Here is a 25,246-nt window from a genome sequence, read left to right as displayed (position 1 = left end):
ACAGAAGATCAGAGTTATTGCTTTTGATAGTAAAACGATACTTTTTGAAGTATTATAATGTTGTTTGATTCTTTGTTAACGTTTGATAAAATGGATTGTAATTATCTTTGATTTAAATTTAAAAGTAGGAAAGCAGGTGCAAGCATGGGTAGAATCATTGCTATAGCAAACCAAAAGGGAGGCGTCGGGAAAACGACAACTTCCGTTAATCTGAGTGCTTGCCTTGCTCATATTGGCAAAAAAGTACTCTTAATTGACACTGATCCGCAAGGGAATGCTACAAGTGGTGTAGGAATTAATAAAGGTGATGTTGAAAATTGCATCTATGATGTATTAATAGATGATGTAAGTATGAAAGATGTTATTTTGCAAACTAAAGTTGAAAATCTTGATATTATTCCAGCGACAATATCTTTGGCAGGCGCTGAAATTGAATTGGTATCAACAATTTCAAGAGAAGTCCGATTAAAGCATGCTATACAGGATTCAAAAGATCTTTATGATTATGTGATTATAGATTGTCCGCCATCACTAGGTCTCCTTACTATAAATGCACTGACAGCTTCTGATGCAATATTAATTCCGGTTCAATGTGAATATTATGCGCTGGAAGGATTAAGCCAGTTATTAAGCACAATTCGTCTTGTTCAAAAACACTTAAATGAAGATTTAATGATTGATGGTGTCCTTTTAACGATGTTCGATGCCAGAACTAACCTTGGTATCCAAGTGATTGAAGAAGTCAAAAAGTATTTTCAAGATAAAGTGTATAAAACAGTTATTCCTAGGAACGTTAGACTAAGTGAAGCACCAAGTCACGGGGAACCGATAATTGTATACGACCCAAGATCACGCGGTTCGGAAATGTACTTAGAGTTAGCAAAGGAAGTGGTGCACAATGACAAAAGGATTGGGTAAAGGTTTGAACGCTTTATTTCCGGGTGAATCTTTAACAAAGGCCGAGTCAATCGATCACATTAATGTAAAAAGCATTGTTCCGAATCCTTATCAACCAAGAAAGATATTTGATGCAGCTGCTATTGAAGACCTTAGTGAGTCTATAAAAGAACATGGTATTCTACAACCGATTATTTTAAGGAAAACTGGGATGACTTACGAAATAGTTGTAGGTGAAAGAAGATTCCGTGCAGCTAAGATTGCGGGGTTGACTGAAGTTCCTGCGGTTGTTCGTGTACTTTCAGATGAAGAAGCTATGGAAATGGCTATTTTGGAAAACCTTCAACGTGAAGACTTGACTCCTATTGAGGAAGCAGAAGCATATTCCAAATTAATTGAAAATCTAAAACTTACACAGGAGCAATTGGCATTCAGGTTAGGGAAAAGTAGATCCCATATCGCAAATCATGTTCGTCTTCTTTCATTACCAGAAGCTGTTAGGAATAAAATAACAGAAGGAAAGATTTCTATGGGGCATGGACGTACTTTATTAGGTTTGCGCAAAAAGGAACAGATTATGTTAGTCGCTCAACGTGTACTTAAAGAGGGATTGAACGTTAGGCAATTGGAGAAACTAGTCCAAAACCTTAATGAAGATGTTCCACGTGAAACAAAAACCAAACCGAAAAAGGATTTGTTTTTGGCTGAAAGAGAGTCTACGCTAAGAGATTACTTCGGTACAAATGTAACGATTAAGAAGAATAAGAGTAAAGGCAAAATTGAAATAGAATTCTTTTCTGAGGATGATCTTGAAAGAATTCTTGAATTATTAGATGAATGAGTAAATACCTATTTTGCGAAATGCAGAATAGGTATTATTTTTAATAAGTGGATGTGATTTAGTTGATTTTTTTCGGTACAATAGTAAACACGCTGCTTGTAATCGTAGGAGCAATTATTGGTCGTTTTCTGCATAATATTCCTGAACGCATGAAAGAAACTATCATGTATGGTATTGGTATTGCAGTTATGGTTATTGGGATTCAAATGACATTTGCTACTACGGAAGTCTTGATTGTTATAATAAGTATTGTTATAGGTGCCGTAATAGGGGAATGGATAGATTTAGATGCGAAAATTAATCAACTTGGTAAATGGCTTGAAAGCAAGCTACCCTCACAGAAAAAATCAGGTTCAAACTTTGCGCAAGGGTTTGTGACAGCAACACTTATTTTTATTGTTGGTTCAATGGCTATAATAGGTGCTATTGATAGTGGAATCAGAAATAATCATGATGTCCTTATTATGAAAGGTATAATTGATGGATTTACAGCCATTATTCTAAGTTCTACACTTGGTATAGGTGTTTTATTTTCAGCAATACCTATCTTTTTATACCAAGGGACAATCACATTACTTTCAACACAAATTAGCAAGTTTGTTCCAGAAGAATTACTTACATTATTTATTTCGGAAATGACGGCAACTGGAGGACTAATGATTATAGCTATTGGTTTAAACTTAATTGGACTAACTAAAATTAGGGTAGCAAACTTAGTTCCTGGAATTCTTGTAGTAGGAATTGTCGTTACAATTATACATGTATTTGGGATTTAGAACGACTGTATGCAAGTTGTAATGCTCTAGAGAGTGTTCTACTCATCTCGAAAGGTAGATGGAGCCGCGTACTTTGTAAGACTGCATGTTCCATAAAGCCAGCGATGTTAACAATCCCTTTAATAGATACATTACCGACTGCAGGTAGTTTTTTTCCGACTGCTTTACCAGGTTCAATAGGTCCTTCTTGAAATAGTAATTGACCAATTGCGTTTCCGTTGCCTAAACAAGCATCAATTGCGACAATGTAAGCATTAGGATTTGTCGCAACTGTTTCAGCAATCGTGTCTTGTAAGTTTAGCGCATGCAGAGGGTTTTCTAACGTGCCGATAATAGTGTATGGAAATATACTTGATTCTGTCAGGCGAGAACCAGTGAGTGGACCTAGTGTGTCTCCAGTTGAACGATCGGTGCCGATGCAGAAGAAAAGAAGATTAGCGTGATTAAAAGGGATATGTTGTAGGAATAATGAACTTAACTTCCAAACGGCACCAGTTTCATTGTAGTGTATACGGTAATCATACATAGTAGAAACAGTAGTTGGCATAATAATACTCCATTTCTTTTTATATTTTAAAGGTTTGTATACTTGTCTATGTGAAGACAAGTAGTGCTTTTCTTTATGCAGTATACGCTTGGAAAAGAGTATTTATACGGAAGGGGACAAATAGTGGCAGTGATTGACGCAGTAAAAGAAGGAAAGAAATTTTTTTTAGAATTGGAAAAAGTAAAAGATTACTTAATTAGTGAAGATTTATGGGTTTCGATAGGGTTAGTTGCGATTAAAGTAGCGTTCATTGTAATATCTACAGGGATTATTGTTAAGGTTGGACAAATGCTTATTAGAAAGTTTTTTACAATACAACTTAAAAGTAGACTACGTCCTTCTGAAAGACGGGAAAAAACATTAGTAAAGTTATTAGAAAATGCACTTGCTTACGTTGTTTATTTCACGGCAATCATCGCAATTCTTGCCGAGTTTTCGATTGATGTTAAAGGTTTACTTGCTGGTGCGGGCGTGCTTGGATTAGCAGTTGGTTTCGGTGCGCAAAGCTTAGTGAAAGATGTAATTACAGGTTTCTTTATCATCTTTGAAGATCAGTTTTCTGTAGGCGACTATGTGAAAATTGGTGTTGCTGAGGGTACGGTAGAAGAAATTGGGCTTCGTACGACAAAAATAAGTGCTTACGGCGGTGAAATTCATATCATTCCAAACGGTAGTATATTAGAGGTAGTTAATTATTCAATTAATAATTCATTAGCTATTATAAATATACGAATTGGCTATGAAACAAATATCCAACGTGCGGAGGAGCTTATTGAAGAGTTTCTGTCGAGTATTCCGATTGGATATGGAGGGCTGCTATCGCGACCGACATTAATAGGTGTTCAGGATTTAGCTGCTTCTGAAATTATATTCGGTGTTACTGCTGAAACTGAACCAGTTATGCAATGGGCATTTGCAAGAAAGTTTCGGAAGGACTTAAAGGTATTTTTGGATGAGCATGAAATAGAAATTCCTTATCCGAAATTGGTTACTTACCACCGAAGAAAGGAAGATGAGTTGGATGAATCTGAAAGTCTTTAAATTGAATGATGTGGTTGAAATGAAAAAACAGCATCCTTGCGGCACGAATGCTTGGAAGATAATTAGAATGGGTGCAGATATTCGGATAAAATGTGAGGGCTGCGGACATAGTGTAATGATTCCAAGGAATGAGTTTACAAAGAAAATGAAAAAAGTCCTTGTGGCATCAGAACTTGATGAGTAGATAGACATTTTAAGGCATTATCCTTATAATAGAAGAGTTGAGAGTGAATATATAAATAATATCAATAGGTTATATAGATCAGTCAATTTCATAATAGAATTTTATCGCCACACCACTACAATATATAGTTAAAACGTTTTCAACTATATATTGTAGTGACGTAACGGATTTATGTAATTATGAAATTGACTCAGATGAAAGGTAGTGGACTAGATGGCGTTAACAGCTGGAATTGTTGGTCTTCCTAACGTAGGAAAATCAACCTTATTTAATGCGATTACAAAAGCAGGTGCAGAGGCGGCAAATTACCCGTTTTGCACAATAGATCCAAACGTAGGAATTGTAGAAGTACCGGATGAGCGACTTACAAAGTTAACAGAACTTGTTGTACCTAAAAAGACAGTGCCAACTGCATTCGAATTTACTGATATTGCAGGTATTGTTAAGGGGGCTAGTAAGGGTGAAGGTCTCGGAAATAAATTTTTGACTCATATTCGTGAAGTCGATGCAATTTGCCAAGTTGTTCGGTGTTTCGTAGATGAAAACATTACGCATGTATCAGGTAAAGTTGACCCAATTAATGATATTGAAGTCATTAATCTGGAACTCATTCTTGCTGATATGGAAAGCGTTGATAAACGTTTAGAACGTGTAACTAAAATGGCAAAACAAAAAGACGCGGATGCTATGGCTGAAGCTCCTGTCTTACAAAAACTAAAAGAAGCATTTGAAAATGAACAACCAGCACGTTCTGTTGATTTATCAGTTGAAGAACATGCACTTATTAAAGGAATGCATTTGCTAACAATTAAAGAAATGCTATATGTTGCTAACGTGTCTGAAGATGAAATAGTAGATACGAGTAATAACGAATATGTAAATCTTGTCCGTGAGTTTGCTAAAAAAGACAATGCAGAAGTAATTGTCGTATGTGCGAAGATCGAAGAAGAGATGGCTGAACTTGAAGATGAAGATAAGCAAATGTTTTTAGAAGAGCTTGGAATAGAGGAGTCTGGACTAGACTTACTTATTAAAGCAACTTATAAATTACTTGGATTTGCTACATACTTTACTGCAGGTGTACAAGAAGTTAGGGCGTGGACTTTCCGTCAAGGAATGAAAGCACCTCAATGCGCGGGAATTATTCATACAGACTTTGAGCGTGGATTCATTCGTGCAGAGACGGTAGCTTATGACGAATTAGTAGCTGCAGGCTCAATGGCTGCGGCCAAGGAAACTGGTAAAGTTCGTTCAGAAGGAAAAGAGTATGTCGTTAAAGACGGCGATATTATCTTGTTCCGCTTTAATGTTTAAGTCAGTAAAATGAAAACTGCTAGAAGTCATAATTGACTTCTAGCAGTTTTTTTAGGTTCTATAATATTCGTTCTGGGATAAAAGCATATAGTCTAGGTAACTTTGGATCATCTTTAATAAGCCAATCATCTGGTAGTTTTTTTAAGTCCTTATACATTGCAAAGTCGCCAGCAGCACCACCGATTAATAGTGCAGAAAGAATAATTAAAACTGCACTACCAATAGAAAGACCGATGATTGCAGGTATTATGCCTGTCATCCAAAAGGGGAGAAGTAGAGCTTTTCGGACAGCACGATTTGTCATGAGTTTGTCTGTCGTTGCATAGGCAATACCGAGCTTTAAATTAACGCCAACTTTCATTCGCTTCCAAGGAACTTTAGCGAATATCCAGAATCCAAACAAATGGAAAAACTCATGTAGAACAATAAGGACGATGTACCCGATAAAAAGTTGTAAAAGATTGAAAAGCGTTACTTTAAAGTATAAACCATTTACTAGATAGAAATGGATTATGAGTATAAGTATTAGGGGAAGGAGTGTGAGATAAAGAGCGTTTTTCGCCACAGTGGCAAGATTAATTTCGACTATTTCGTTTGGAATGAGTTGTTCATCCACTAGTAAATCACCTCTTCTATTAAGTATACAAGATAAAACTTGAAAAGTATTATTTTCCGTGGTATAATCCATTGATGTGAGTAATATATTACTTGCTCCTTGCCCGCTATTAACAGCAGGGCCAAAGACCATAAGGAGGTGACTAAAGATGAGAAAATACGAAATTATGTATGTTATCCGACCAACGTTAGATGATGAACAAAAGAAAGCATTGGTTGAGCGTTTTGACGAAGTTTTAACTTCAAACGGCGCTGAAATCATCGAGTCGAAAGATTGGGGCAAACGCCGTCTCGCTTACGAGATTGACGACTTGCGTGAAGGCTTTTACCAACTTATAACTTTTAATGCTGGTAATGAAGCACTTGATGAATTCAAACGTCTAGCTAATATTAACGAAGGTATTATTCGTCATATGGCTATCCGTCTTGACGCTTAATCTATTTTTATAAAATAGATGGCAACATTTTACAAAATGATGAGGGAGGTTGAATTCTGATGATTAACACTGTCGTATTAGTTGGCCGTTTAACGAAAGATCCTGAACTCAAGTATACTCAAGGGGGTATTGCGGTCACACGCTTTACACTTGCGGTTAACAGACCATTCTCGAACCAACAAGGCCAAAGAGAAGCGGATTTCGTTAACTGTGTAACTTGGAGAAAACAAGCCGAAAACACAGCGAACTTTTTAAGAAAAGGCAGCCTTGCTGGAATCGAAGGTCGTATACAAACGAGTAACTTCGACGGTAAGGATGGCAATCGTGTCTTCATGACTGAAGTTGTGGCAGACAGCGTGCAATTTCTTGAACCACGCAGTGCAACTTCCGGCGGTGAGCAACGGTCTGAAAGTAACTACGGTGGTGCTCCTCAAAAGGGTGCACAACAACCAATGCAACAATCAAATCAGCAAACGAATCAGCAACCAAGTCAGCAAAATTATACACGCATGAACGACGATCCTTTCTCAACAGGCGGAGGACCGATAGAAGTATCGGACGACGATTTACCGTTCTAAGGGATAAGATTTATTGTTTAAGCTAATAGAAAATGATGAGGAGGTAAACAATTATGGGACAACGCCGTGGAGGCCGCAAACGCCGTAAAGTTTGTTATTTCAATTCAAATAACATCACAAACATCGATTATAAAGATACTGACCTACTTAGAAAATTTGTTTCTGAGCGTGGAAAAATCTTACCTCGTCGTGTAACGGGAACTAGCGCTAAGTATCAACGTAAACTGACACTTGCGATTAAACGTTCACGTACGATGGCACTTCTTCCGTTTAGCTCGGAAGAAAGATAAATAAAAGTAAATGATTTAGACCGTCTTTCTACCGTAGTTAAGGTAAAAAGGCGGTCTTTTTAAGCATTATTTGACGATAAGAATACTTGTTCTTTTTTGGTTTCTATGACGTAATCATGATACAATTAGAGTTATTATTTAAGAATAAATCTTAGAAGTGTTAAACAGTTAATTTAAATGTTAGATACTGAACAAATAACCGGAGGAATTCATATTATGCAAGACAATGCAAGGAAAGTTACATACGGTGCAATGATGATTGCGATGTTTGTAATCCTATTAGCAGTAACGTTTTATGTGCCAGTACTAGGGGTAGTAACTATGTACTTTATTCCGCTACCAATTATTCTTTGTAGGCTTCAACATGATCGACTTACAACAATTCTCGTTCTGTTGGTCGGATCTATTATGTCTTTGTTTATTGGTGGGATATTTTTAATTCCTTTTGCAATTGTGTTTGGAATACTTGGAGTTGTCATAGGGGAAACAATGGTCTTGAAAAAATCAAAACTGTATACATTTATGGCTTCTGGTTTATCACTGTTAGTACTTATGATGATTATTTACGTTGCATCTGTTTTTTTGTTTAAATTTAATATGATTGATGTAATGATGACTACTTTGCAAGATACCCAGGAGATTATGACATCCAAAATGGTGCAGTTCGGTGAGCTACCTGAAAACTTTAATAAGCAAATGGATGATATGATTACTTTTTACAAAACTACGCTTCCATCAATACTTATACTTGGTGCGTTCACAATGGCTTTTATATTTGTCGTTTTAAATTCGATAATAGTAGGTCGTCTTGGACATAAAGTTTTGAAGTTTCCTCCGTTTCGGGAAATGAAGTTACCGGTATTGACAGTATGGACGTACTTACTCGTTTTAATTTTGCCGTATATTGCTAAAGTTAATCAAGGAACAATGATTTATTTAATTTATGAGAATGCTACTGTCATTCTTAGATTTTTATTTTTAATCCAAGGTATTTCATTAATTTTCTTTTATATAAATCATAAAAAGCTTCCAAATGGGATAGCTGTCTTGACGACGGCATTTGCTATTATCTTAAGTCCAATTACGGTTCTATTAGGTATTTTGGACATTGGAGTTAATATTCGCAAATGGATTGCAAAAGATGAAGGTAAAGCAAACTAAGGAGCTGACCGCATGACGTCTTTATATAGAAAAAGAATGATACGCTATCCATTGACGGGCTTGTCGTTTCTTGGTGTGCTTGCAGCGATACCGCTTCTGATGGCACAGTTTTGGTTAGGCCTTCTTTTTTCAGTGCTATTTTTAGGAGTTATAGGAATTGCCTGGAGAATTGAAGAACAAACATATATTGAGACTGAAAAGCATATTGAAACGCTGTCGCATCGAATTAGAAAAGTTGGAGAAGAGGCACTGCTTGAACTGCCGATTGGTATTATTCTTATTAATGATAAGAATCTAGTTGAATGGTCTAATCCATTCGTATCTGAGGTATTCAAATTAGAATCACTAATTGGAGAGGACCTACTCAATTTGTCTGAGCAGTTTCATCCAATAATAAAAAGTGATAAAGAGGAAAAGGTTGTAATCTCAATTGATGATCGTCATTTTGATGTGATTTACAAAGCTGAAGAGAAGTTACTGTATTTATTTGACGTGACTGAAAAGCTAGTAATTGAGAAGCTCTATTACGCAGATCGAACTGTTCTTGGCGTAATCTTAGTTGATAACTATGATGAACTTGCGCAAGCAATGGATGATCAGACAAGAAGTCAATTGAATTCTCTTGTGACATCACTCGTCAACAAGTGGGGATTAGATAATGGAATATATGTTAAACGTGTTGCATCAGATCGCTTTCTAGCCGTATTTAATGAAAAAGCACTTAGTGGTTTGGAGAAAAACCGATTTTCAATATTAGATGACATACGAGAAACGACTGCAAAACAAAGCAATGAACTTACGCTTAGTATTGGAATTGGAATGGGCTCTACTTCACTAGTTGAATTAGGTGAGCTTGCGCAGTCGAGTCTTGATCTCGTTTTAGGGCGTGGTGGAGACCAGGTTGCAATTAAGCAGCTTGACGGTAAGGTTAAGTTTTATGGTGGAAAGACAAATCCTGTTGAAAAAAGAACACGCGTGAGAGCGAGGGTTATCTCGCATGCCTTACGTGATTTAATCCAATCAAGTGATAAAGTTTTTGTAATGGGCCATAAACTACCGGATATGGATGCGATTGGTGCGTCGATAGGTGTTCAGAAGATGGCGCGTATGAATAATGTAGAAGGTTATGTCGTTGTCAATTTTGATGAATTAGATGGAAGTGTAACGAAGCTAATGCACGAGATTAGACAAGATGAAGATTTATATAATAAATTTATTGAACCAGATAATGCATTATCAATGATGACTGAGCAATCACTTGTTATTATTGTAGACACACATAAGCCGAGTTTGGTTATTGACAATCGTATTCTTGAAAAGGCTGAAAAGGTTGTCGTAATTGATCACCATCGACGCGGTGAAGAGTTCATCAATAACAATATGTTAGTTTACTTAGAACCGTATGCATCATCTACGGCAGAGCTTGTTACAGAATTACTTGAGTATCAGCCTAAGCATTCAAAACTTACAATGCTGGAGGCTACAGCGCTTTTAGCTGGCATCGTCGTTGATACGAAAAGCTTTACACTTAGAACAGGAGCAAGAACCTTTGAGGCGGCTTCTTATCTTCGTACAAATAAGGCGGATACGATACTCGTTCAACGTTTGCTGAAAGAAGATATCGATACTTATATTGTACGTGCAAAGCTTATTGAAACAGCTGAATTGACCAATAATGGTATCGCGATAGTTAAGGGTGAAGAAAACAAGAGCTATGGCCCTGTTTTAATAGCACAAACAGCAGATATCTTGCTTGCGATGCAAGATGTTACAGCATCGTTCGTTGTAGCGCGTCGACCAGATGGAAAGGTTGGAATTAGCGCACGTTCATTAGGTGACTTGAATGTTCAAGTTGTAATGGAAGAACTCGGCGGTGGAGGACATTTAACAAATTCGGCTTGTCAACTTGATGTGGAAACAGTAGAAGAAGCAGTTAAACAATTAAAAGTCGTACTAAATTTATAATTTGAAAAGGGGATCATACAAATGAAAGTAATTTTTTTGGAGGACGTTAAAGGAAAAGGTAGTAAAGGTGAAGTGAAAGAAGTATCTGTAGGATATGCACAAAACTTTTTATTGAAAAATAATTTGGCAATTGAAGCGACACCTGGAAATATGAGCAAATTAAAAGGTCAGCAAAAACGTGTGGAAAAAAATGCTGCTGAAGAATTAGCAGATGCAAATGTACTTAAAGGTAAAATTGAGAAGGTAACGGTAGAAATGAAAGCCAAGTCTGGTGAAGATGGCCGTTTATTTGGTTCAATTACAACAAAACAAATTGCAGATGAACTCAATAAAACTGAAGGCATTAAAGTAGACCGACGTAAGATGGATCTTCCAGACGCGATTCGTGCACTAGGCTTTACGAATATTTCAATCCGAATTCACCCAGAGGTAACTGCTACTTTAAAAGTGCATGTAACAGAAGAATTATAAGAAGTGAGGCAGTTAAATGAATGAGATGATCGATCGTGTCCCACCCCATAACAATGAAGCGGAACAGTCGGTCATCGGAGCGATATTCCTAGATCCACAGGCACTAATAACTGCTGCAGAAGTTCTAATGCCAGAAGACTTTTATAGACTTGCTCATCAGAAAATATTCAATACTATGCTTGTTCTAAGTGATAAGGGACAGGCTATTGATGTCGTTACTGTTACAGAAGAACTTTCGGCTACAAAGGAATTAGAAAATGTGGGCGGAATTTCATATTTAACAGAAATTGCCAACTCAGTTCCAACTGCTGCAAATATCTTTCATTATGCCAAAATTGTTGAAGAAAAAGGACTGCTGCGAAGGCTCATACGTGTAGCTACTACAATTGTTGAGGATGGTTATACGCGGGAAGACGAAGTAGAAGCACTTTTATCTGAAGCAGAAAAGAAAATGATGGAAGTGTCGAACCGGAAAAACAGTGGAGATTTTAAGCATATAAAAGACGTTCTTGTTCAGACATATGACAATATTGAACTTTTGCATACACAAAAAGGTGATGTGACTGGAATCCCATCAGGTTTCACGGATTTAGATAAATTGACTGCTGGTTTTCAGCGCAATGATCTAATCATTGTAGCCGCCCGTCCATCCGTGGGTAAGACGGCATTTGCTTTAAACATTGCACAAAACGTTGCAACGAAGACAAGTGAAAACGTGGCAATTTTCAGTCTCGAGATGGGTGCAGACCAACTTGTTATGCGGATGCTTTGTGCGGAAGGTAATATAGATGCTCAGGTCATGCGTACAGGTGCGCTTCAAGACGAAGATTGGCGTAAGCTTACGATGGCAATGGGGAGTTTGTCCAATGCTGGTATATTCATTGATGATGCAGCGGGTATTCGTGTAAATGAAATTCGTTCTAAATGTCGTCGATTACAACAAGAACATGGATTAGGTATGATTATTATTGATTACCTTCAGCTCATTTCTGGAAGTGGTCGTGCAGGAGAAAACAGACAACAAGAGGTTTCAGACATCTCCCGTACTTTGAAAGCGATAGCTAGAGAACTTGAAGTACCTGTCATTGCGCTCTCACAGTTATCACGTAGCGTTGAGCAACGTCAGGACAAGCGTCCTATGTTATCCGACCTTCGGGAGTCAGGTAGTATTGAGCAAGACGCTGACATCGTATCTTTTCTATATCGTGAAGATTATTACGATAAGGAAACAGAAAATGAAAATATTATTGAAATTATTATTGCGAAGCAGCGGAATGGTCCTACAGGAACTGTCAAATTAGCGTTTGCTAAGGAATTCAATAAGTTTGTGAACGTTGATTGGAGTCAACATTCGGCACCCGATTACTAATGATTTATTTTCACGATAAATGACGCCAAGCTAGTAAGCACCTTGTTACCATGAATTATTGGTAGCAAGGTGTTTTTTTATAAAATTAGAGTTATTTGGGATAGGCTACAAAAGCAGAAGACTGGAGATGACAAGGGTGATGAAACTCTTTTGTATCCAATAAGTGTGTTAGCGATAGCAGTACTTTGAGAGTATAGTAATTCTTTAGGTCATTTTTATTTGTCTTGTAGTGACTATTTCCCAGGAAATAGAACTTAGAAACGCTTTGTAGAACGTGCGAAACATATAAAAGAGTGATAAAGTTAGAGAATACTGATAGAGGCGCCGTTGGGGCGAGAAGGAGACATACTATGCAAAATAAAACTATTCTTGTTGTTGACGATGAAAAACCAATTGCTGATATTCTAGAATTTAATTTAAAAAAAGAAGGATTTAATGTTTTTTGTGCTTATGACGGGGAGGAAGCTTTGGAGAAGGTTGAAGAGGTGAAACCTGACTTAATGCTACTCGATATAATGCTTCCTAAAAGAGACGGTATGGAAGTATGTCGTGAAGTACGTAAGAAATATGATTTTCCTATTATCATGTTAACTGCGAAAGATTCTGAAATAGATAAAGTATTAGGACTTGAACTTGGAGCAGACGATTATGTAACTAAGCCATTTGGAACGCGCGAACTTATTGCACGCGTGAAAGCCAATTTGCGTAGGCATATGAAATCTGTTTCAGAAGAAGAGGAAGTCTCAAATAATATTATAGTCGGTAATCTTACTGTTCAACCAGATGCATACCTTGTCCAAAAACGAGGAGAGAAGATTGAACTAACACATCGTGAGTTTGAACTTATCCATTATCTATCAAAGCATCTGGGACAAGTAATGACGAGAGAGCATCTTCTTCAGACAGTCTGGGGTTATGATTATTTTGGCGATGTCCGAACTGTAGATGTTACGATTAGAAGGTTACGTGAAAAAGTTGAAGATAATCCTAGTCACCCAGTTTGGATAGTGACGAGACGCGGCGTAGGTTATTACTTACGGGATCCGGAACAGGAATAAACCAACATGCGTAAAGTTGGAATTTTTCGTTCAATCCATGTAAAGTTTGTGCTGATTTATGTACTTCTTATTATTGTAGCGATGCAAATTATTGGTCTCTATTTCGTGCGTGAGCTTGAACACACACTAAAAACCAATTTCACAACATCTATTGAAGATAAAATGAATCTCATTGAATTTAGTGTCCGTGAAGAGATTCTTAAAGAACGGACAGACGACGATCCGCTACTTGAGACAAGCCTAAGAAGTGTTCTTTCCGGTTTTACTTCAGAAGATGTTAATGAAATTCGTGTTATTAATTCTAAATCTCGCATATTAGCGACTTCCGTCCTTGATAATCAAGTGATGGTTGGAAGGCGTTCAATGGATGATATTATAAAGAGATCTATATCATCGGAATCATCTAATGACAGTATTTATTTCGATCAACAAACAAATAAGCGAATCATGGTTCGTATTATGCCAATTAAATCGGGCGACGAAGTAATTGGTGCGCTATATTTAGAATCAAATATTGAAAAAGTATTTCAGCAGATGGATGAGATCAATGAGATTTTAGCGGTAGGAACTGCTGTCTCTTTGACGATAACTATATTAATAGGAATTTTTATTGCACAAACAATGACCCGGCCGATTTCGGATATGCGGAGACAGGCACAGGAAATGGCAAAGGGTAACTTTTCAAGAAAAGTGCGTGTTTACGGAAATGATGAACTTGGCCAGTTAGCAGTTGCGTTTAATCATTTAACGAATCGACTTCAAGAATCACAGGCATCTACAGAAGGAGAACGACGAAAACTAGCGTCAGTTCTGGAAAACATGACAGATGGTGTGATTTCAACAGATCGTAAAGGCAGGGTAGTTCTAATTAATGAACCTGCACTGCTTATGTTGAGTATGACTGAGAACCTTGTTTTAAATCGACCAATATCATCTGTTCTTGGTTTAGAAAAGGATTATACTTTTGAGGATTTAGTTGAAATAAAGGAATCACTTGCACTCGACTTTAGTACACCTGAACGTCCCTATGTGTTAAGGGCAAGTTTCTCTGTAACACAAAAAGAAACAGGTTTTGTAAATGGACTTGTAGTCGTATTACATGACAATACGGAACAAGAGAAGATTGATATGGAAAGACGGGAATTTGTTTCGAATGTTTCACATGAATTAAGAACGCCACTTACGACAATGCGTAGTTATCTAGAAGCACTAGCAGATGGTGCTTGGAAGAATGAAGAAATTGCACCTTCATTTCTTCATGTCACACAAACGGAAACTGAGCGGATGATTCGTCTCGTTGAAGACTTACTGAAGCTTTCTAGAATGGATAGTCGTGATTATGATTTGAATAAAGAGTGGGTTGAGTTTAATACATTTTTTAGCTTTATTATAGATAGATTTGAATTATCTAAATCACAAGAAGTTTATTTCCAACGTCTACTTCATCCAACGCAATTATTCGTAGAAATTGACCCGGATAAAATGACTCAAGTTATTGATAATATTATTTCCAATGCGTTAAAGTATTCACCAGATGGTGGAGATATTTACTTTAGTGTTTCTGCGCTTGATAAATATATCAAAGTCACTATTTCTGACGATGGGATGGGTATTCCAAGGGAGAATGTAAATAGAATTTTTGATCGTTTTTACCGTGCTGACCGTGCTAGGTCACGTGCTATGGGTGGAACCGGGTTAGGTCTTGCAATATCTAGGGAAATGATTATTGCACACGGTGGAGAAATCTGGGCGGAAAGTGAAGAACATAAAGGTACGACGATTTTCTTTACATTACCGTATGAACTACAAGAGGAAGGTGAGTGGGATTGAAACATATAGAAACAATAAAATCAGTCGTACTCGTCTTCCTAATAGGGTTAAGTATTACATTAACCTTTTCAATTTGGACCTATACCCCAAAATTGAAAACAATTGAAAAACCTGCAGCTGTTGAAATTAAGATAGCTGAAAAGAAGGATATTGAATCAATTATAAAGCCCTATAAGTTGTTATTTCAATTTGAAGATGGAATGAATGGAACAACGGATGCAGAGGAAATTGACAATTTAATTAGTACAATGAAAGCTTGGAAGATTTCAGAACTTGTTTTAGAAGATGCTAAATTTAGTGACGAAAAATTGAATACGTTTTTACAAGAGAAGAATCGAGTGACGCTATTCTTCCCTGGGCAAATTCCTTTTTTGGTCTATAATAAAATTGTGGAAATTACTGAATCTAATATTCCTATTGGTTCATTTGATCGAATTGTTATTGATTGGAACCCTACAATGGCGGCTACAAGTATGCATTTTATAAGTAGGGAAGATCAGTTGCACTACAGTGTGAAAATTAAACCGGTCGATATACAGGCCTTGTTAATGAGAGGACAGAGTTATGCTTCTTATGTAGCGGTGAATCCTAAATATACGACTGGTTTTATTGCGGTGCCGGAACAACCTGTCGAAGTTATTAGCAATACGTTTATTGAAGCGGAGACAAGTTTATCTAAATTTAGGGATGCATTATTTAGCGATCCCAATGCAGTTAGACGCAGTCAAGTTGGACTGAATCATGAAGAGTTCCAAGACGATCACGCATTAATGAGTATTGATACAAATACGAAAAGATTACATTATGTACATCCAGCAGCAGAAAGTGATGAGGGTGCAAATCCAGCAGATCTGCTCCTCAAGACAATTGATTTTATGAACGAGCACGGTGGATGGACGGATGAATTCAGGTATTCTCATATGAATCCATCAACACGCTATGTGAAATATCAGTTATATGTTCATGGACTACCCGTATACAGTGATACGACTTCGACTGAAATTGAGCAAGTTTGGGGAGAGGATCGAATATTTCGCTATATGAGACCTTATTATACGCTTGATTTGACCCTACCATCTGAGACAGAAACAGAAGTTCTTCTATCAGGTCCTGAAGTTGTTGAAAGGTTAGCGAAGTCTGATGAAATTAATTTTAATGAGATTGAAGAAATTTCAACAGGTTATTTTATGAAGCACGATATAGATCGTCAAATATTTTTATTAGAACCTTCTTGGTATTTCTTGACGCAAAATACTTGGGTTCGCTTTTCACCAGAGCAATCTGGAGGTGAAATGATTGGATTGGAATAAAACAAAAACCATATTTATTGTTGTGTTTTCTATATTAAATGTCTTCTTATATTCACTATATGTAAATCGGCATACTGAAGCCAAGAATGTTCAAGTGATGTGGGAAACGACAATTGAAGAATACCTTCAATTAGATAATATTAAATATGAACAATTACCTGTAGATAATCAGGAGTCCTCCTATCTGTATGCAGAAGTTGCTAAATTTAAAGAGGGCGATCTTAATAAACTAGAGAATCAAGTATTTAATGTGCTTGATGAAACTTATTTACTATCGAGACTTCAAAATCCAGTAGATATAAAAAAAGGAAAAGAAAAAGGCAATTACGATTTTAGGTCCTTTTTAACAAAGTATGTATTGCATGGTAACGAGTATATGTTATGGGAAATTGATGAAGAAAAAAGATCCGCGATATTTTTTCAAAAAGTGAAAGACAATCCAATTTATTTTAATAAAAATGCAATGCTATATGTTTACTGGAATGAAGAAGGTTTTGTGACAAACTACGAACAGCGGATGTTTGGAGAATTTGTAAGCTATAATAAGAAGAAGGATTTGCTAGCACCTATCCAAGCTTTAGATACGTTGTATTCAAGAAATTATTTAAAACCAGATTCAACTATAAAGAGTATCTCACTTGGCTATTCAGCACTGATTCAACCAACTAAAACCCAAGTGTTTGCACCAACTTGGCGTGTTCATGTAGAATTAAAAGATGGTGAAATTGAAGATTACTTTATAAATGCCATTGATGGAAAGATTATAGAATTTCAAAAAGATAATGATGAAGAGGAAAATAATTAAGGAGTTTTTAGCTATGCGTTTTAGTGTTCTCGCGAGTGGAAGTTCAGGAAATGCAACTTTTATAGAAAATGAGGAGCATTCTTTCCTTGTAGATGCGGGGTTCAGTGGAAAAAAATTAGAAAGTCTGTTTGCTCAAATTGATCGTTCATTGGCGGATTTAAATGGTATTTTTGTTACGCATGAACATAGCGACCATATAAAAGGTCTTGGCGTCGTAGCCAGGAAGTACGGAATACCGATTTATGCCAATGAAAAAACATGGCAAGCAATGGACGGATTAATTGGAAAAGTTCCTCTAGATCAATGCTTTCAATTTGATATGGAAACAGTTAAATCCTTTGGTGGATTAAGCGTAGAGTCTTTTGCAGTTTCGCATGATGCAGCCGATCCGATGTTTTATACATTTCATGAAAATGATCGCAAGTTAGCTATTATTACAGATACAGGTTATGTAAGTGATCGGATGAAAGGTATCATTCGAGGTGCAGATTCATTTGTTTTTGAGAGTAATCATGATGTAAGCATGTTACAAATGAGCCGTTATCCTTGGTCAGTAAAACGTAGAATCTTAAGTGATGTTGGCCATGTTTCTAATGAAGATGCTGCAGTGGCAATTAGTTCAGTAGTTGAAGAGAAAGAAACCAGGATTTATCTATCGCATTTAAGCCAGGATAATAATATGAAAGACCTGGCCAGGATGAGTGTGAAGCAGACATTGGAAACATGCGGTATTATTACAGGGGAATATGTACATCTCTATGATACAGATGCAGAAAAACCGACTGAACTCGTCAAGGTCTAAATTCATCCAACGATGGTAATTGAACGATTTCTCAAGGAGCCTTACCGTTAATCGGTGAGGCTTTTTTTTGAACTTTAGGATTAAAGTTAGATGCTTACATTTGATGAAAATAGGGAAAGAATAACGATATTAGCCAATGAGAGGAAGAAGCAAATGGATGAATATAATATGATGCCAAAAAAGCGTCCGCCAAGGAAAAGTAATGGTTTTTTAATGGGGTTGTTTGGGGTTATCATCGGTGCATTACTCGTTTGGTTTATAGTTCCTAGCGCGAATGGAACTGACGTAAAAGATGCAAAAGATGTTAATAAATCAGTAAATGAGAATGCTATACAGAAGGAAGGCACATCAGTTGTTATACATACGGAAATAACCGATGTGGTTGGAAAGGTAGCTGATTCTGTCGTTGGTGTAACAAACTTACAAATGGTTCAAGATGTTTGGTCATCAACGAAAACGACTAAAGAAACAGGATCAGGATCTGGTGTAATTTATAAAAGTGAAAATGGGAAAGCGCAGATTGTGACTAATCATCATGTTGTTGAAGGTGCTACGGAACTTGAAATTACTTTTGATGACGGCACAAAAACAGAAGGGCGTCTTGTTGGAAGTGATATATGGACAGATCTTGCCGTGATTGAAATTGATTCAGCAACTGTAAATGCAGTTGCTGAATTCGGAGATTCTGATGTTTTGAAACGTGGCGAAACAGTTATTGCAATTGGAAATCCACTCGGCCTCGGGTTTTCAGGTTCCGTGACAGTCGGTGTAGTGTCAGGTAAAGACAGATCGATTCCAATAGACATTGATAAAGATGGTTCAGTGGATTGGTACTCGGATGTGTTGCAAACTGATGCCGCCATTAATCCAGGAAACTCTGGTGGTGCACTGATGAATTTAGCTGGTCAATTAATCGGCATCAATTCAATGAAAATTTCTGAGGAGACTGTTGAAGGTATTGGGCTTGCGATTCCGATTAATCTAGCTGCTCCAATCATCAAACAGTTAGAGCAGTACGGTGAAGTGATTCGCCCAACGATGGGTGTAACGTTACTGGATTTGGCTAGCGTTCCATCTGGTCAGCAGCAGGAAGTATTGAAACTACCTGAATCTGTAAATGAAGGTGTCGTAATTAATCAAGTCTTAAAGGATTCACCAGCTAATAAAGCAGGCATACAAAAGTATGATGTTATTGTTGAAATGGATAAAGAAAAGATTGGAGATATGGTCAGCCTACGTAAACATCTGTATAATGAGAAAAAAGTAGGTGACACGATGGTCGTGAAAGTATATCGTGAAGGAAAGTTACTTGAAATTGAAATGACATTAGCACGTGGTACTTCATTCTAAATTAACTTATCCACAAAGAGGAGGGGTAGCGAAAAGAACGCTACTCGACCTCTTTTATTTTTTAAACTGCGCACATGTGGATAAAACTGAAAATTTGTGCATAACATTATTATTAGAAAAAACAAGGGGAGTTGTTAGAAAAATGAATATATATAGCTGCGAAAGTCATATAAACCAAGCTTTAGATGATATCATCGTAGAACTAGAAATGTTTCCAATTATGGAGAAAATAGAAGGCCCAGAAATGTTATCCACAAAGTGTACCTATTGTGAAGATGCAGCATTATATGTTGTGGCGAACAAATAATCGGACACAACATATAGATTTACTTGTGGATATGTGCATAAGTATTGTGTGTAACATTTTATTAGAGGAGGATAACTTTTGAACTTGACAATTGTAACTGTGGGTAAAGTAAAAGATAAATACATCAAAACGGGGATTGAGGAATTCTCAAAAAGGTTGAAGCCGTTCGCGAAAATTACTTTTGTTGAAGTTTCGGATGAAAAAGCACCAGAATCATTGAGTGAAGCGGATATGGAAATCGTGAAGAAAAAAGAAGCGGAAAGAATTCTTTCTAAAATTAGTCCGGATACATATGTAGTTGCGTTAGCGATTGAAGGTAAGATGAAAACATCAGAGGAGCTTGCGGCAGGTATTGAGTCGTTAATGACTTACGGTCGTAGTAAAATAGCGTTTGTCATTGGTGGATCACTTGGGTTGCATGATACGGTTTATAAAAGAGCTGATGAGTTATTATCATTTTCTAAAATGACATTCCCACATCAACTAATGAAGCTGATTTTGTTGGAGCAGGTGTATCGGGCGTTTAAGATTATGAAGGGTGAACCGTACCATAAGTAAATGAGGTTTTTAATTGTCTGGAGGCCCAAGCGTTAACCAATACGAAGAAGACTCTAACGCTACAATCACAAATTCGTGGCAACAAACTATCTGATTGATACAGAAAAAAGGCGATTCCGCTCATAATGGAATCGCCTTTTTTTAACTTTCATTAATTTAATAAAAAATAAATAACGTATAGTGGTACCAGAACTATCGCCATGTACTTCAGCAAGTACAGCGAACTAGTAGATAGACATTTTGCTTTAGCGATTAACGCGTCTTTAAAATCTCTTGCCATTTCGGACATTGTGTTTGCCCCCTTTAATAAGTAAGATTAGTATAAAGTAGGAACTGCTTTAATGGTAATTTACTGTTTCATATTTTTGTATTTTGCATTCGAATCGCGTATGGACAAAAGAATGTGAAGCAATACTCAGGCGAACTTATTCAAGCAGTCGAAAACAACGATATAAAATAGGTTCAAGGAATTTTAAAGGATAAGTCATATCCAATAAATGAAACGAATAATGAAAAGGAAGCGCCTCTTTTAATTGCTACTCATCACAATAATATCGAGGTAGCGAAACTTTTAATTGAAGCGGGAGCAGACATTAATCAACAAGATAGTATTCAGGATAGTGCCTATCTATATGCAGGTGCACAAGGAAAAACAGAGATTTTAAAGTATATGATCGAGCATGCGGAACCAAATCAAAATATTGTTAATCGCTATGGTGGCAATGCGTTGATACCCGCTGCAGAAAAAGGGCATTTAAACAATGTGAAGCTACTTTTATAAGATGGTAAAGTAGATATCGATCATCAAAATAATTTCGGCTATACGGTATTAATTGAGGCAGTCGCATTAACTGATGGTTCAGAAGTGTATCAGCAAATTGTACAGGAATTAGTAATATTTAATGCGAATAAAGAACTTCGTGACAGTTCGAGTAAGACAGCACTTGATTATGCTAAGGAGAAAGGCTATACAACAATGATTAAAATATTAGAAGAATAGGAAAAAAACGAATATAGCGATTAGGTATATCCGTTTTTTTATTTTATAGGATGACTAAGGCTGTGAAAAGATGAATGTAAATGAGTTTGTCAGAATGAAATTATCATACACTTCAAAGAGTAGAAATCAGAATTTAAATAGGTAAGTGGTCAATTTTAAATCTCTGTTCGCCGAGTGTTCAACAAGATTGCACTTGGATGCAGTACGGAGAACCGTTTGTAGTTGCAGGCGCAAGTCACATGGCGAACTTAACACGTGATTTTTGGGGTTCGAATCCTCTTATAGTGGTTCAGTTATGATAGCTCAAATTCATGACATTAACTTGCCTTGTCCTTTTAGCGCAAAACATGATTTGTTAAAAAGTAAAAACTCAAGTACCATTCAAAAAGTTGGAAAGTAAAGAATTTACCGGGAAATAAGTATTGGAGCGCATGGCAAAAGAAAATTACATAGCTACAATTGACCTTTATCGCGCTGCGACGCAAAATAAAGGGATTATGAATGGGATTGACCCAGTTGTACTAGAATCGTGTGAGATTATAATAGATTAAAAAAAGATTCTAGATGATGAAATCTGGAATCTTCTTTGTGGTTATTTTAAGTTTGATTAAGCTTTATTCGAAATGATTGTTATATGTTGTTGGAGAACTTTTAAGTCGAGTGGTAAATTCGGTCCTTGTTCGCCGTCTATATCACTTTCTTGTGTCTCACCGGCAGAAGTCGTTATGTTGACCTGTCCTGTTTTAAAGTATTGAACATTTTCTGATTCTTTTAATTTGCCCATCATGATTGAAGGGGTCATCTTCGCAAGCTCAGTTAAGTTAAGGTGTTTAAACGCGAAGATATGGAAGTTGCCGTCTCCATTTTCGACTTCATTTACAATTGTTTTGATACCGCCTAGCGAGTCGATGAGGGAAATTAAGACAACCGATACATCACCTTCCCATGTATTTTCTTCCATCTCAAACTTAATCGGAAAAGGGTGATCATCCATTATTTCTTTCCCAATTGCTTTCAAGTAGGCAATTGATCCAAATTTAGATTTTTCTGCACTGTCGACATGATGAATTGCTTTAGCAGCACTTCCAATTCCTAAAATATTTGTAAAATAAGTATTGTCTTTAGTCATTCCAATATCAATTTTTGTTTCAGTACCTGAGACGAGCAATTTAATCGCGTCAACAGGTTTCATTGGAATGTTTAATGAACGAGCAAGATCATTCACTGTGCCCATTGGAATAATTCCAAGTTTTGGCGGGTTACTAAATGGAGCGAGTCCATTGACAGTTTCATTCACAGTCCCGTCTCCACCGAGTGAAACAACGAAGTCATAGTTATTTTCTGCAGCTTCTTTTGCAAAGCGTGTCGCGTCACCTTCGCCCTCCGTATATTTCACAGTGATTTCACTGTATGTGTCTTGGATTGTTTCTCTAATTTGTTCTTCATATTCTGTTGCTTGTTCTTTCCCTGAGGAAGGATTAATAATAACTAATGCTGATTTTTTCAAATTTTTCTCTCCTTTTTATTTTTTAACTTACTATCTATTACCTTTTTGTATCTATTTAAATCCTTTATCATAAAATAATGATCATCAGAAGAATGATGTAAGTGATTATTGGCATGATATTACTGAAAAATCTTCAGTTAATTGTACCTGTCGTGTTTATGTATTGTTTGGTGAAAGGGGAAGTTTAAATATTCTTATGGTCTTGAGCAAGTGTTTACATTTTTAATCATGAGCTAGACATATTCTGGTAAAATGAATATGTCTATACTTTTTGCAATGCTGCCGGATTAATTAGTATAGTACTAGCTGCATGGCTGTATGATTGTGAAAATAAAGAATGTAGTCTTAAGGAAAATGGAGGTATTAGTAATGAATATCAGGGATAGGGTTGAAAAGTTAAGGCAGTTAATGAAAGAAAATCAAATGGATGCTTATATAATCCCCAGTTTTGATGCACATCAGAGTGAATATGTAGCAGAACATTGGAAAAGTAGAGAATGGATATCAGGATTTACAGGGTCTGCAGGTACTGTAGTTATTACATTAGAAGATGCTGGGTTATGGACAGATGGCAGGTACTATATTCAAGCTGAAAAGCAGCTTGAAAGCTCAGGAATCAGATTATTTAGAATGGCGGATCGAGGGGTACCATTTTATACAGAATGGCTAGCAGATGTTCTTAAAGAAGGAACCATTGTTGGCTTTGATGGAAATGTTTTTTCAATAAATATGGTTGAAAAGATGGAAAAAGATCTAAAAGCAAAGAGTATCGTATTAAAAATGAATCAAGATTTAATTGGTGATCTGTGGGAAGATAGACCGGAGATTCCTAAAGGACAGATTATTACTCATGACGTAAAATATGCTGGCAAATCACGAGTAGAAAAATTAAATGAAGTAAGAGAAGAAATGAAAAATAAAGGAGCAAATTACCATATTTTAACTTCCCTTGATGACATTGCATGGCTTTTGAATATAAGAGGGGAGGATGTGCCTAACAATCCAATTGTAATAGCTAATGTAATCGTAGCAGAACATAAATGTTATTTATTTATTGATTCTTGCAAGGTTCCTCCTTTGGTTAAATTAGAACTGGAGGCTGAAGGAATCGAGTTAAAAGCGAATCATGAAATGCCAACATTCTTGGGAAATCTTACAGGCGGAGATGCCGTTATTTTAGATACGAATAAAACAAATATCAGATTATATAATGCTATTAACAGTAATACAAAGAAAATTGAAAGTCCTAACATCACGACTAATTTAAAAGCTATTAAAAATGAAGTGGAGATAAAAAATTTAAAATGGTGTGAAATAAAAGATGGTTTAGCCATGGTGAAATTTATCAAATGGCTAAAAGACTCTGTAGATAAAGAGCGAATTACAGAGATTAGGGCGGAAGAAAGATTAGAAGATTTCAGAAGAGAGCAGGAAGGATTTGTTGGACCTAGCTTTGATACGATAGCAGGCTATAAAGAACATGCTGCGATGATGCATTATAAAGCTAATAAGGAAACGCAATTTACTCTTAAGAATGAAGGTCTTTTTTTAATTGATTCAGGCGGACAGTTTTATGATGGAACAACAGATATTACAAGAACGATTGTTTTGGGAGGCCTTACCGAGGAAGAAAAGAGAGATTATACTTTAGTGTTAAAAGGATTTATTTCATTAAGCGCAGTTAAATATTTATACGGAACAACAGGCGCTAATTTAGATGTTTTAGCAAGACAGCCAATTTGGCAGTATGGTTTGGACTATAAATGTGGGACAGGACATGGGGTAGGTTTTTTCTTGAATGTTCATGAAGGACCACAAAGCATAAGGAATAATAATAATGTTATATTAGAAAAAGGCATGATTATTACAAATGAGCCAGGAATCTACCTTGAAGGTAAACATGGAATTAGAATTGAAAATATGATGTTAGTAGTTGAAGACGAGAAAACAGAGTTTGGTCAATTTATGAAATTTGAAGCCATCACGTATTGCCCTATTGATTTATCCGGTATCAATAAAGATATGTTAACAGAGAGCGAAAAGCAATGGTTAAATAATTATCATCAAGAGGTATACATAAAGCTAGCTCCTTATTTAAATGAAAACGAGAGAGTATGGCTAAGAGAAGAAACTAGGGAAATTTAAATAGGTATTGCCCATTACAAGTTCGAATGTAGCGCCAATATTAAAATGGTACCGCACTTAGACTATTTACAGGGAACCGTACCATAAG

27 protein-coding genes are annotated in these 25,246 nt (G+C 36.5%); 24 read left to right on the top strand and 3 right to left on the bottom strand.

The genetic code is table 11. The features are described 5' to 3' along the window. The first annotated feature begins 144 nt into the window (after positions 1 to 144). From AC3RV6_RS18705 to AC3RV6_RS18695, 3 genes are all read left to right on the top strand, one after another. Complete coding sequence (locus tag AC3RV6_RS18705) at positions 145 to 918, top strand: ParA family protein (protein WP_489747458.1); 774 nt, start codon at positions 145 to 147, stop codon at positions 916 to 918. After that, positions 899 to 1,738: a ParB/RepB/Spo0J family partition protein gene (locus tag AC3RV6_RS18700; protein WP_489747457.1), complete on the top strand. Its 840-nt coding sequence runs from the start codon at positions 899 to 901 to the stop codon at positions 1,736 to 1,738. Before AC3RV6_RS18705 ends, AC3RV6_RS18700 begins: the two co-directional genes overlap by 20 nt. 62 nt (positions 1,739 to 1,800) lie before the next feature. Beyond that, positions 1,801 to 2,514, top strand: a complete 714-nt coding sequence (locus AC3RV6_RS18695; RefSeq protein WP_489747456.1) for a DUF554 domain-containing protein — start codon at positions 1,801 to 1,803, stop codon at positions 2,512 to 2,514. Here the strand turns inward: AC3RV6_RS18695 and yyaC are convergent. Continuing rightward, complete coding sequence (yyaC, locus tag AC3RV6_RS18690) at positions 2,492 to 3,061, bottom strand: spore protease YyaC (protein ID WP_489747455.1); 570 nt, start codon at positions 3,059 to 3,061, stop codon at positions 2,492 to 2,494. The two genes, AC3RV6_RS18695 and yyaC, sit on opposite strands and share 23 nt — an antisense overlap. A gap of 123 nt (positions 3,062 to 3,184) precedes the next feature. On the opposite strand from yyaC, the gene AC3RV6_RS18685 reads away from it, so the two are divergent. From AC3RV6_RS18685 to ychF, 3 genes are all read left to right on the top strand, one after another. Next, a complete protein-coding gene (locus AC3RV6_RS18685; RefSeq protein ID WP_489747454.1) occupies positions 3,185 to 4,102 on the top strand; it encodes a mechanosensitive ion channel family protein in 918 nt (305 codons plus the stop codon). Beyond that, on the top strand, positions 4,083 to 4,286 hold the full coding sequence (locus AC3RV6_RS18680; RefSeq protein WP_489747453.1) for a DUF951 domain-containing protein: 204 nt from the start codon (positions 4,083 to 4,085) through the stop codon (positions 4,284 to 4,286). The genes AC3RV6_RS18685 and AC3RV6_RS18680 overlap by 20 nt, the downstream gene beginning before the upstream one ends. 213 nt (positions 4,287 to 4,499) lie before the next feature. After that, positions 4,500 to 5,600 carry a redox-regulated ATPase YchF gene (gene ychF, locus AC3RV6_RS18675; protein ID WP_489747452.1) on the top strand — a complete coding sequence of 367 codons (1,101 nt, stop codon included), beginning with the start codon at positions 4,500 to 4,502 and terminating at the stop codon, positions 5,598 to 5,600. A 58-nt stretch (positions 5,601 to 5,658) separates the two neighbouring features. Here the strand turns inward: ychF and AC3RV6_RS18670 are convergent, their stop codons facing one another. Continuing rightward, positions 5,659 to 6,216: a DUF3267 domain-containing protein gene (locus tag AC3RV6_RS18670; RefSeq protein ID WP_489747451.1), complete on the bottom strand. Its 558-nt coding sequence runs from the start codon at positions 6,214 to 6,216 to the stop codon at positions 5,659 to 5,661. Between the two features lie 148 nt (positions 6,217 to 6,364). On the opposite strand from AC3RV6_RS18670, the gene rpsF reads away from it, so the two are divergent. The 17 genes from rpsF to AC3RV6_RS18585 all read left to right on the top strand — a co-directional run bounded on the left by rpsF (position 6,365) and on the right by AC3RV6_RS18585 (position 21,506). After that, positions 6,365 to 6,652, top strand: coding sequence for a 30S ribosomal protein S6 (gene rpsF / locus AC3RV6_RS18665; RefSeq protein ID WP_489747450.1), 288 nt, complete (start codon positions 6,365 to 6,367; stop codon positions 6,650 to 6,652). Between the two features lie 59 nt (positions 6,653 to 6,711). Next, entirely contained in the window at positions 6,712 to 7,230 is a 519-nt protein-coding gene (gene ssb / locus AC3RV6_RS18660; protein ID WP_489747449.1) for a single-stranded DNA-binding protein, read from the top strand. 50 nt (positions 7,231 to 7,280) lie between these two features. After that, positions 7,281 to 7,520 (top strand): 30S ribosomal protein S18, encoded by a 240-nt coding sequence (rpsR, locus tag AC3RV6_RS18655; RefSeq protein ID WP_489749312.1) that lies wholly within the window; start codon positions 7,281 to 7,283, stop codon positions 7,518 to 7,520. Positions 7,521 to 7,736: 216 nt separating this feature from the next. After that, positions 7,737 to 8,681, top strand: a complete 945-nt coding sequence (locus tag AC3RV6_RS18650) for a YybS family protein (protein WP_489747448.1) — start codon at positions 7,737 to 7,739, stop codon at positions 8,679 to 8,681. 12 nt (positions 8,682 to 8,693) lie between these two features. After that, the gene (locus AC3RV6_RS18645) at positions 8,694 to 10,646 is read left to right on the top strand and encodes a DHH family phosphoesterase (RefSeq protein ID WP_489747447.1); all 1,953 of its coding nucleotides are present in this window, start codon (positions 8,694 to 8,696) and stop codon (positions 10,644 to 10,646) included. Positions 10,647 to 10,667: 21 nt separating this feature from the next. Continuing rightward, entirely contained in the window at positions 10,668 to 11,117 is a 450-nt protein-coding gene (rplI, locus tag AC3RV6_RS18640; protein WP_489747446.1) for a 50S ribosomal protein L9, read from the top strand. Positions 11,118 to 11,133: 16 nt separating this feature from the next. Next, positions 11,134 to 12,486, top strand: coding sequence for a replicative DNA helicase (gene dnaB, locus AC3RV6_RS18635; protein WP_489747445.1), 1,353 nt, complete (start codon positions 11,134 to 11,136; stop codon positions 12,484 to 12,486). A 350-nt stretch (positions 12,487 to 12,836) separates the two neighbouring features. Further along, positions 12,837 to 13,544, top strand: a complete 708-nt coding sequence (yycF, locus tag AC3RV6_RS18630) for a response regulator YycF (RefSeq protein ID WP_489747444.1) — start codon at positions 12,837 to 12,839, stop codon at positions 13,542 to 13,544. 6 nt (positions 13,545 to 13,550) lie between these two features. Beyond that, positions 13,551 to 15,374, top strand: coding sequence for a cell wall metabolism sensor histidine kinase WalK (gene walK / locus AC3RV6_RS18625; protein WP_489747443.1), 1,824 nt, complete (start codon positions 13,551 to 13,553; stop codon positions 15,372 to 15,374). Then, complete coding sequence (locus AC3RV6_RS18620) at positions 15,365 to 16,684, top strand: YycH family regulatory protein (protein WP_489747442.1); 1,320 nt, start codon at positions 15,365 to 15,367, stop codon at positions 16,682 to 16,684. Before walK ends, AC3RV6_RS18620 begins: the two co-directional genes overlap by 10 nt. Further along, positions 16,671 to 17,489, top strand: coding sequence for a two-component system regulatory protein YycI (locus tag AC3RV6_RS18615; protein ID WP_489747441.1), 819 nt, complete (start codon positions 16,671 to 16,673; stop codon positions 17,487 to 17,489). Before AC3RV6_RS18620 ends, AC3RV6_RS18615 begins: the two co-directional genes overlap by 14 nt. Before the next feature lie 13 nt (positions 17,490 to 17,502). Continuing rightward, positions 17,503 to 18,291 carry an MBL fold metallo-hydrolase gene (locus AC3RV6_RS18610; protein WP_489747440.1) on the top strand — a complete coding sequence of 263 codons (789 nt, stop codon included), beginning with the start codon at positions 17,503 to 17,505 and terminating at the stop codon, positions 18,289 to 18,291. Between the two features lie 90 nt (positions 18,292 to 18,381). Beyond that, complete coding sequence (locus tag AC3RV6_RS18605; protein WP_489747439.1) at positions 18,382 to 19,641, top strand: S1C family serine protease; 1,260 nt, start codon at positions 18,382 to 18,384, stop codon at positions 19,639 to 19,641. A 142-nt stretch (positions 19,642 to 19,783) separates the two neighbouring features. Continuing rightward, on the top strand, positions 19,784 to 19,948 hold the full coding sequence (locus AC3RV6_RS18600) for a CxxH/CxxC protein (RefSeq protein WP_489747438.1): 165 nt from the start codon (positions 19,784 to 19,786) through the stop codon (positions 19,946 to 19,948). Positions 19,949 to 20,026: 78 nt separating this feature from the next. Then, complete coding sequence (gene rlmH, locus AC3RV6_RS18595) at positions 20,027 to 20,506, top strand: 23S rRNA (pseudouridine(1915)-N(3))-methyltransferase RlmH (protein WP_489747437.1); 480 nt, start codon at positions 20,027 to 20,029, stop codon at positions 20,504 to 20,506. Between the two features lie 469 nt (positions 20,507 to 20,975). Beyond that, entirely contained in the window at positions 20,976 to 21,287 is a 312-nt protein-coding gene (locus AC3RV6_RS18590) for an ankyrin repeat domain-containing protein (protein ID WP_489749311.1), read from the top strand. An 84-nt stretch (positions 21,288 to 21,371) separates the two neighbouring features. Further along, positions 21,372 to 21,506 carry a hypothetical protein gene (locus AC3RV6_RS18585; RefSeq protein ID WP_489747436.1) on the top strand — a complete coding sequence of 45 codons (135 nt, stop codon included), beginning with the start codon at positions 21,372 to 21,374 and terminating at the stop codon, positions 21,504 to 21,506. Between the two features lie 607 nt (positions 21,507 to 22,113). Here the strand turns inward: AC3RV6_RS18585 and AC3RV6_RS18580 are convergent. Further along, complete coding sequence (locus tag AC3RV6_RS18580) at positions 22,114 to 23,013, bottom strand: diacylglycerol/lipid kinase family protein (protein ID WP_489747435.1); 900 nt, start codon at positions 23,011 to 23,013, stop codon at positions 22,114 to 22,116. A gap of 369 nt (positions 23,014 to 23,382) precedes the next feature. Here AC3RV6_RS18580 and AC3RV6_RS18575 point away from each other — a divergent pair, with 369 nt between their 5' ends. Continuing rightward, entirely contained in the window at positions 23,383 to 25,158 is a 1,776-nt protein-coding gene (locus AC3RV6_RS18575) for an aminopeptidase P family protein (RefSeq protein ID WP_489747434.1), read from the top strand. Positions 25,159 to 25,246: the final 88 nt, after the last annotated feature.

The sequence above is a fragment of the Sporosarcina sp. So3-204 genome (genome assembly GCF_058068165.1).
This window is presented reverse-complemented; position numbering and strand designations above follow the sequence as displayed.

Coding starts and splice junctions, on each gene's coding strand:
- AC3RV6_RS18705 (WP_489747458.1), top strand. CDS start 145: ATGGGTAGAATCATTGCTATAGCAAACCAAAAGGGAGGCGTCGGGAAA.
- AC3RV6_RS18700 (WP_489747457.1), top strand. CDS start 899: ATGACAAAAGGATTGGGTAAAGGTTTGAACGCTTTATTTCCGGGTGAA.
- yyaC (WP_489747455.1), bottom strand. CDS start 3,061: ATGCCAACTACTGTTTCTACTATGTATGATTACCGTATACACTACAAT.
- AC3RV6_RS18680 (WP_489747453.1), top strand. CDS start 4,083: ATGAATCTGAAAGTCTTTAAATTGAATGATGTGGTTGAAATGAAAAAA.
- ychF (WP_489747452.1), top strand. CDS start 4,500: ATGGCGTTAACAGCTGGAATTGTTGGTCTTCCTAACGTAGGAAAATCA.
- rpsF (WP_489747450.1), top strand. CDS start 6,365: ATGAGAAAATACGAAATTATGTATGTTATCCGACCAACGTTAGATGAT.
- ssb (WP_489747449.1), top strand. CDS start 6,712: ATGATTAACACTGTCGTATTAGTTGGCCGTTTAACGAAAGATCCTGAA.
- AC3RV6_RS18650 (WP_489747448.1), top strand. CDS start 7,737: ATGCAAGACAATGCAAGGAAAGTTACATACGGTGCAATGATGATTGCG.
- AC3RV6_RS18645 (WP_489747447.1), top strand. CDS start 8,694: ATGACGTCTTTATATAGAAAAAGAATGATACGCTATCCATTGACGGGC.
- rplI (WP_489747446.1), top strand. CDS start 10,668: ATGAAAGTAATTTTTTTGGAGGACGTTAAAGGAAAAGGTAGTAAAGGT.
- dnaB (WP_489747445.1), top strand. CDS start 11,134: ATGAATGAGATGATCGATCGTGTCCCACCCCATAACAATGAAGCGGAA.
- yycF (WP_489747444.1), top strand. CDS start 12,837: ATGCAAAATAAAACTATTCTTGTTGTTGACGATGAAAAACCAATTGCT.
- walK (WP_489747443.1), top strand. CDS start 13,551: ATGCGTAAAGTTGGAATTTTTCGTTCAATCCATGTAAAGTTTGTGCTG.
- AC3RV6_RS18610 (WP_489747440.1), top strand. CDS start 17,503: ATGCGTTTTAGTGTTCTCGCGAGTGGAAGTTCAGGAAATGCAACTTTT.
- AC3RV6_RS18605 (WP_489747439.1), top strand. CDS start 18,382: ATGCTTACATTTGATGAAAATAGGGAAAGAATAACGATATTAGCCAAT.
- AC3RV6_RS18600 (WP_489747438.1), top strand. CDS start 19,784: ATGAATATATATAGCTGCGAAAGTCATATAAACCAAGCTTTAGATGAT.
- AC3RV6_RS18575 (WP_489747434.1), top strand. CDS start 23,383: ATGAATATCAGGGATAGGGTTGAAAAGTTAAGGCAGTTAATGAAAGAA.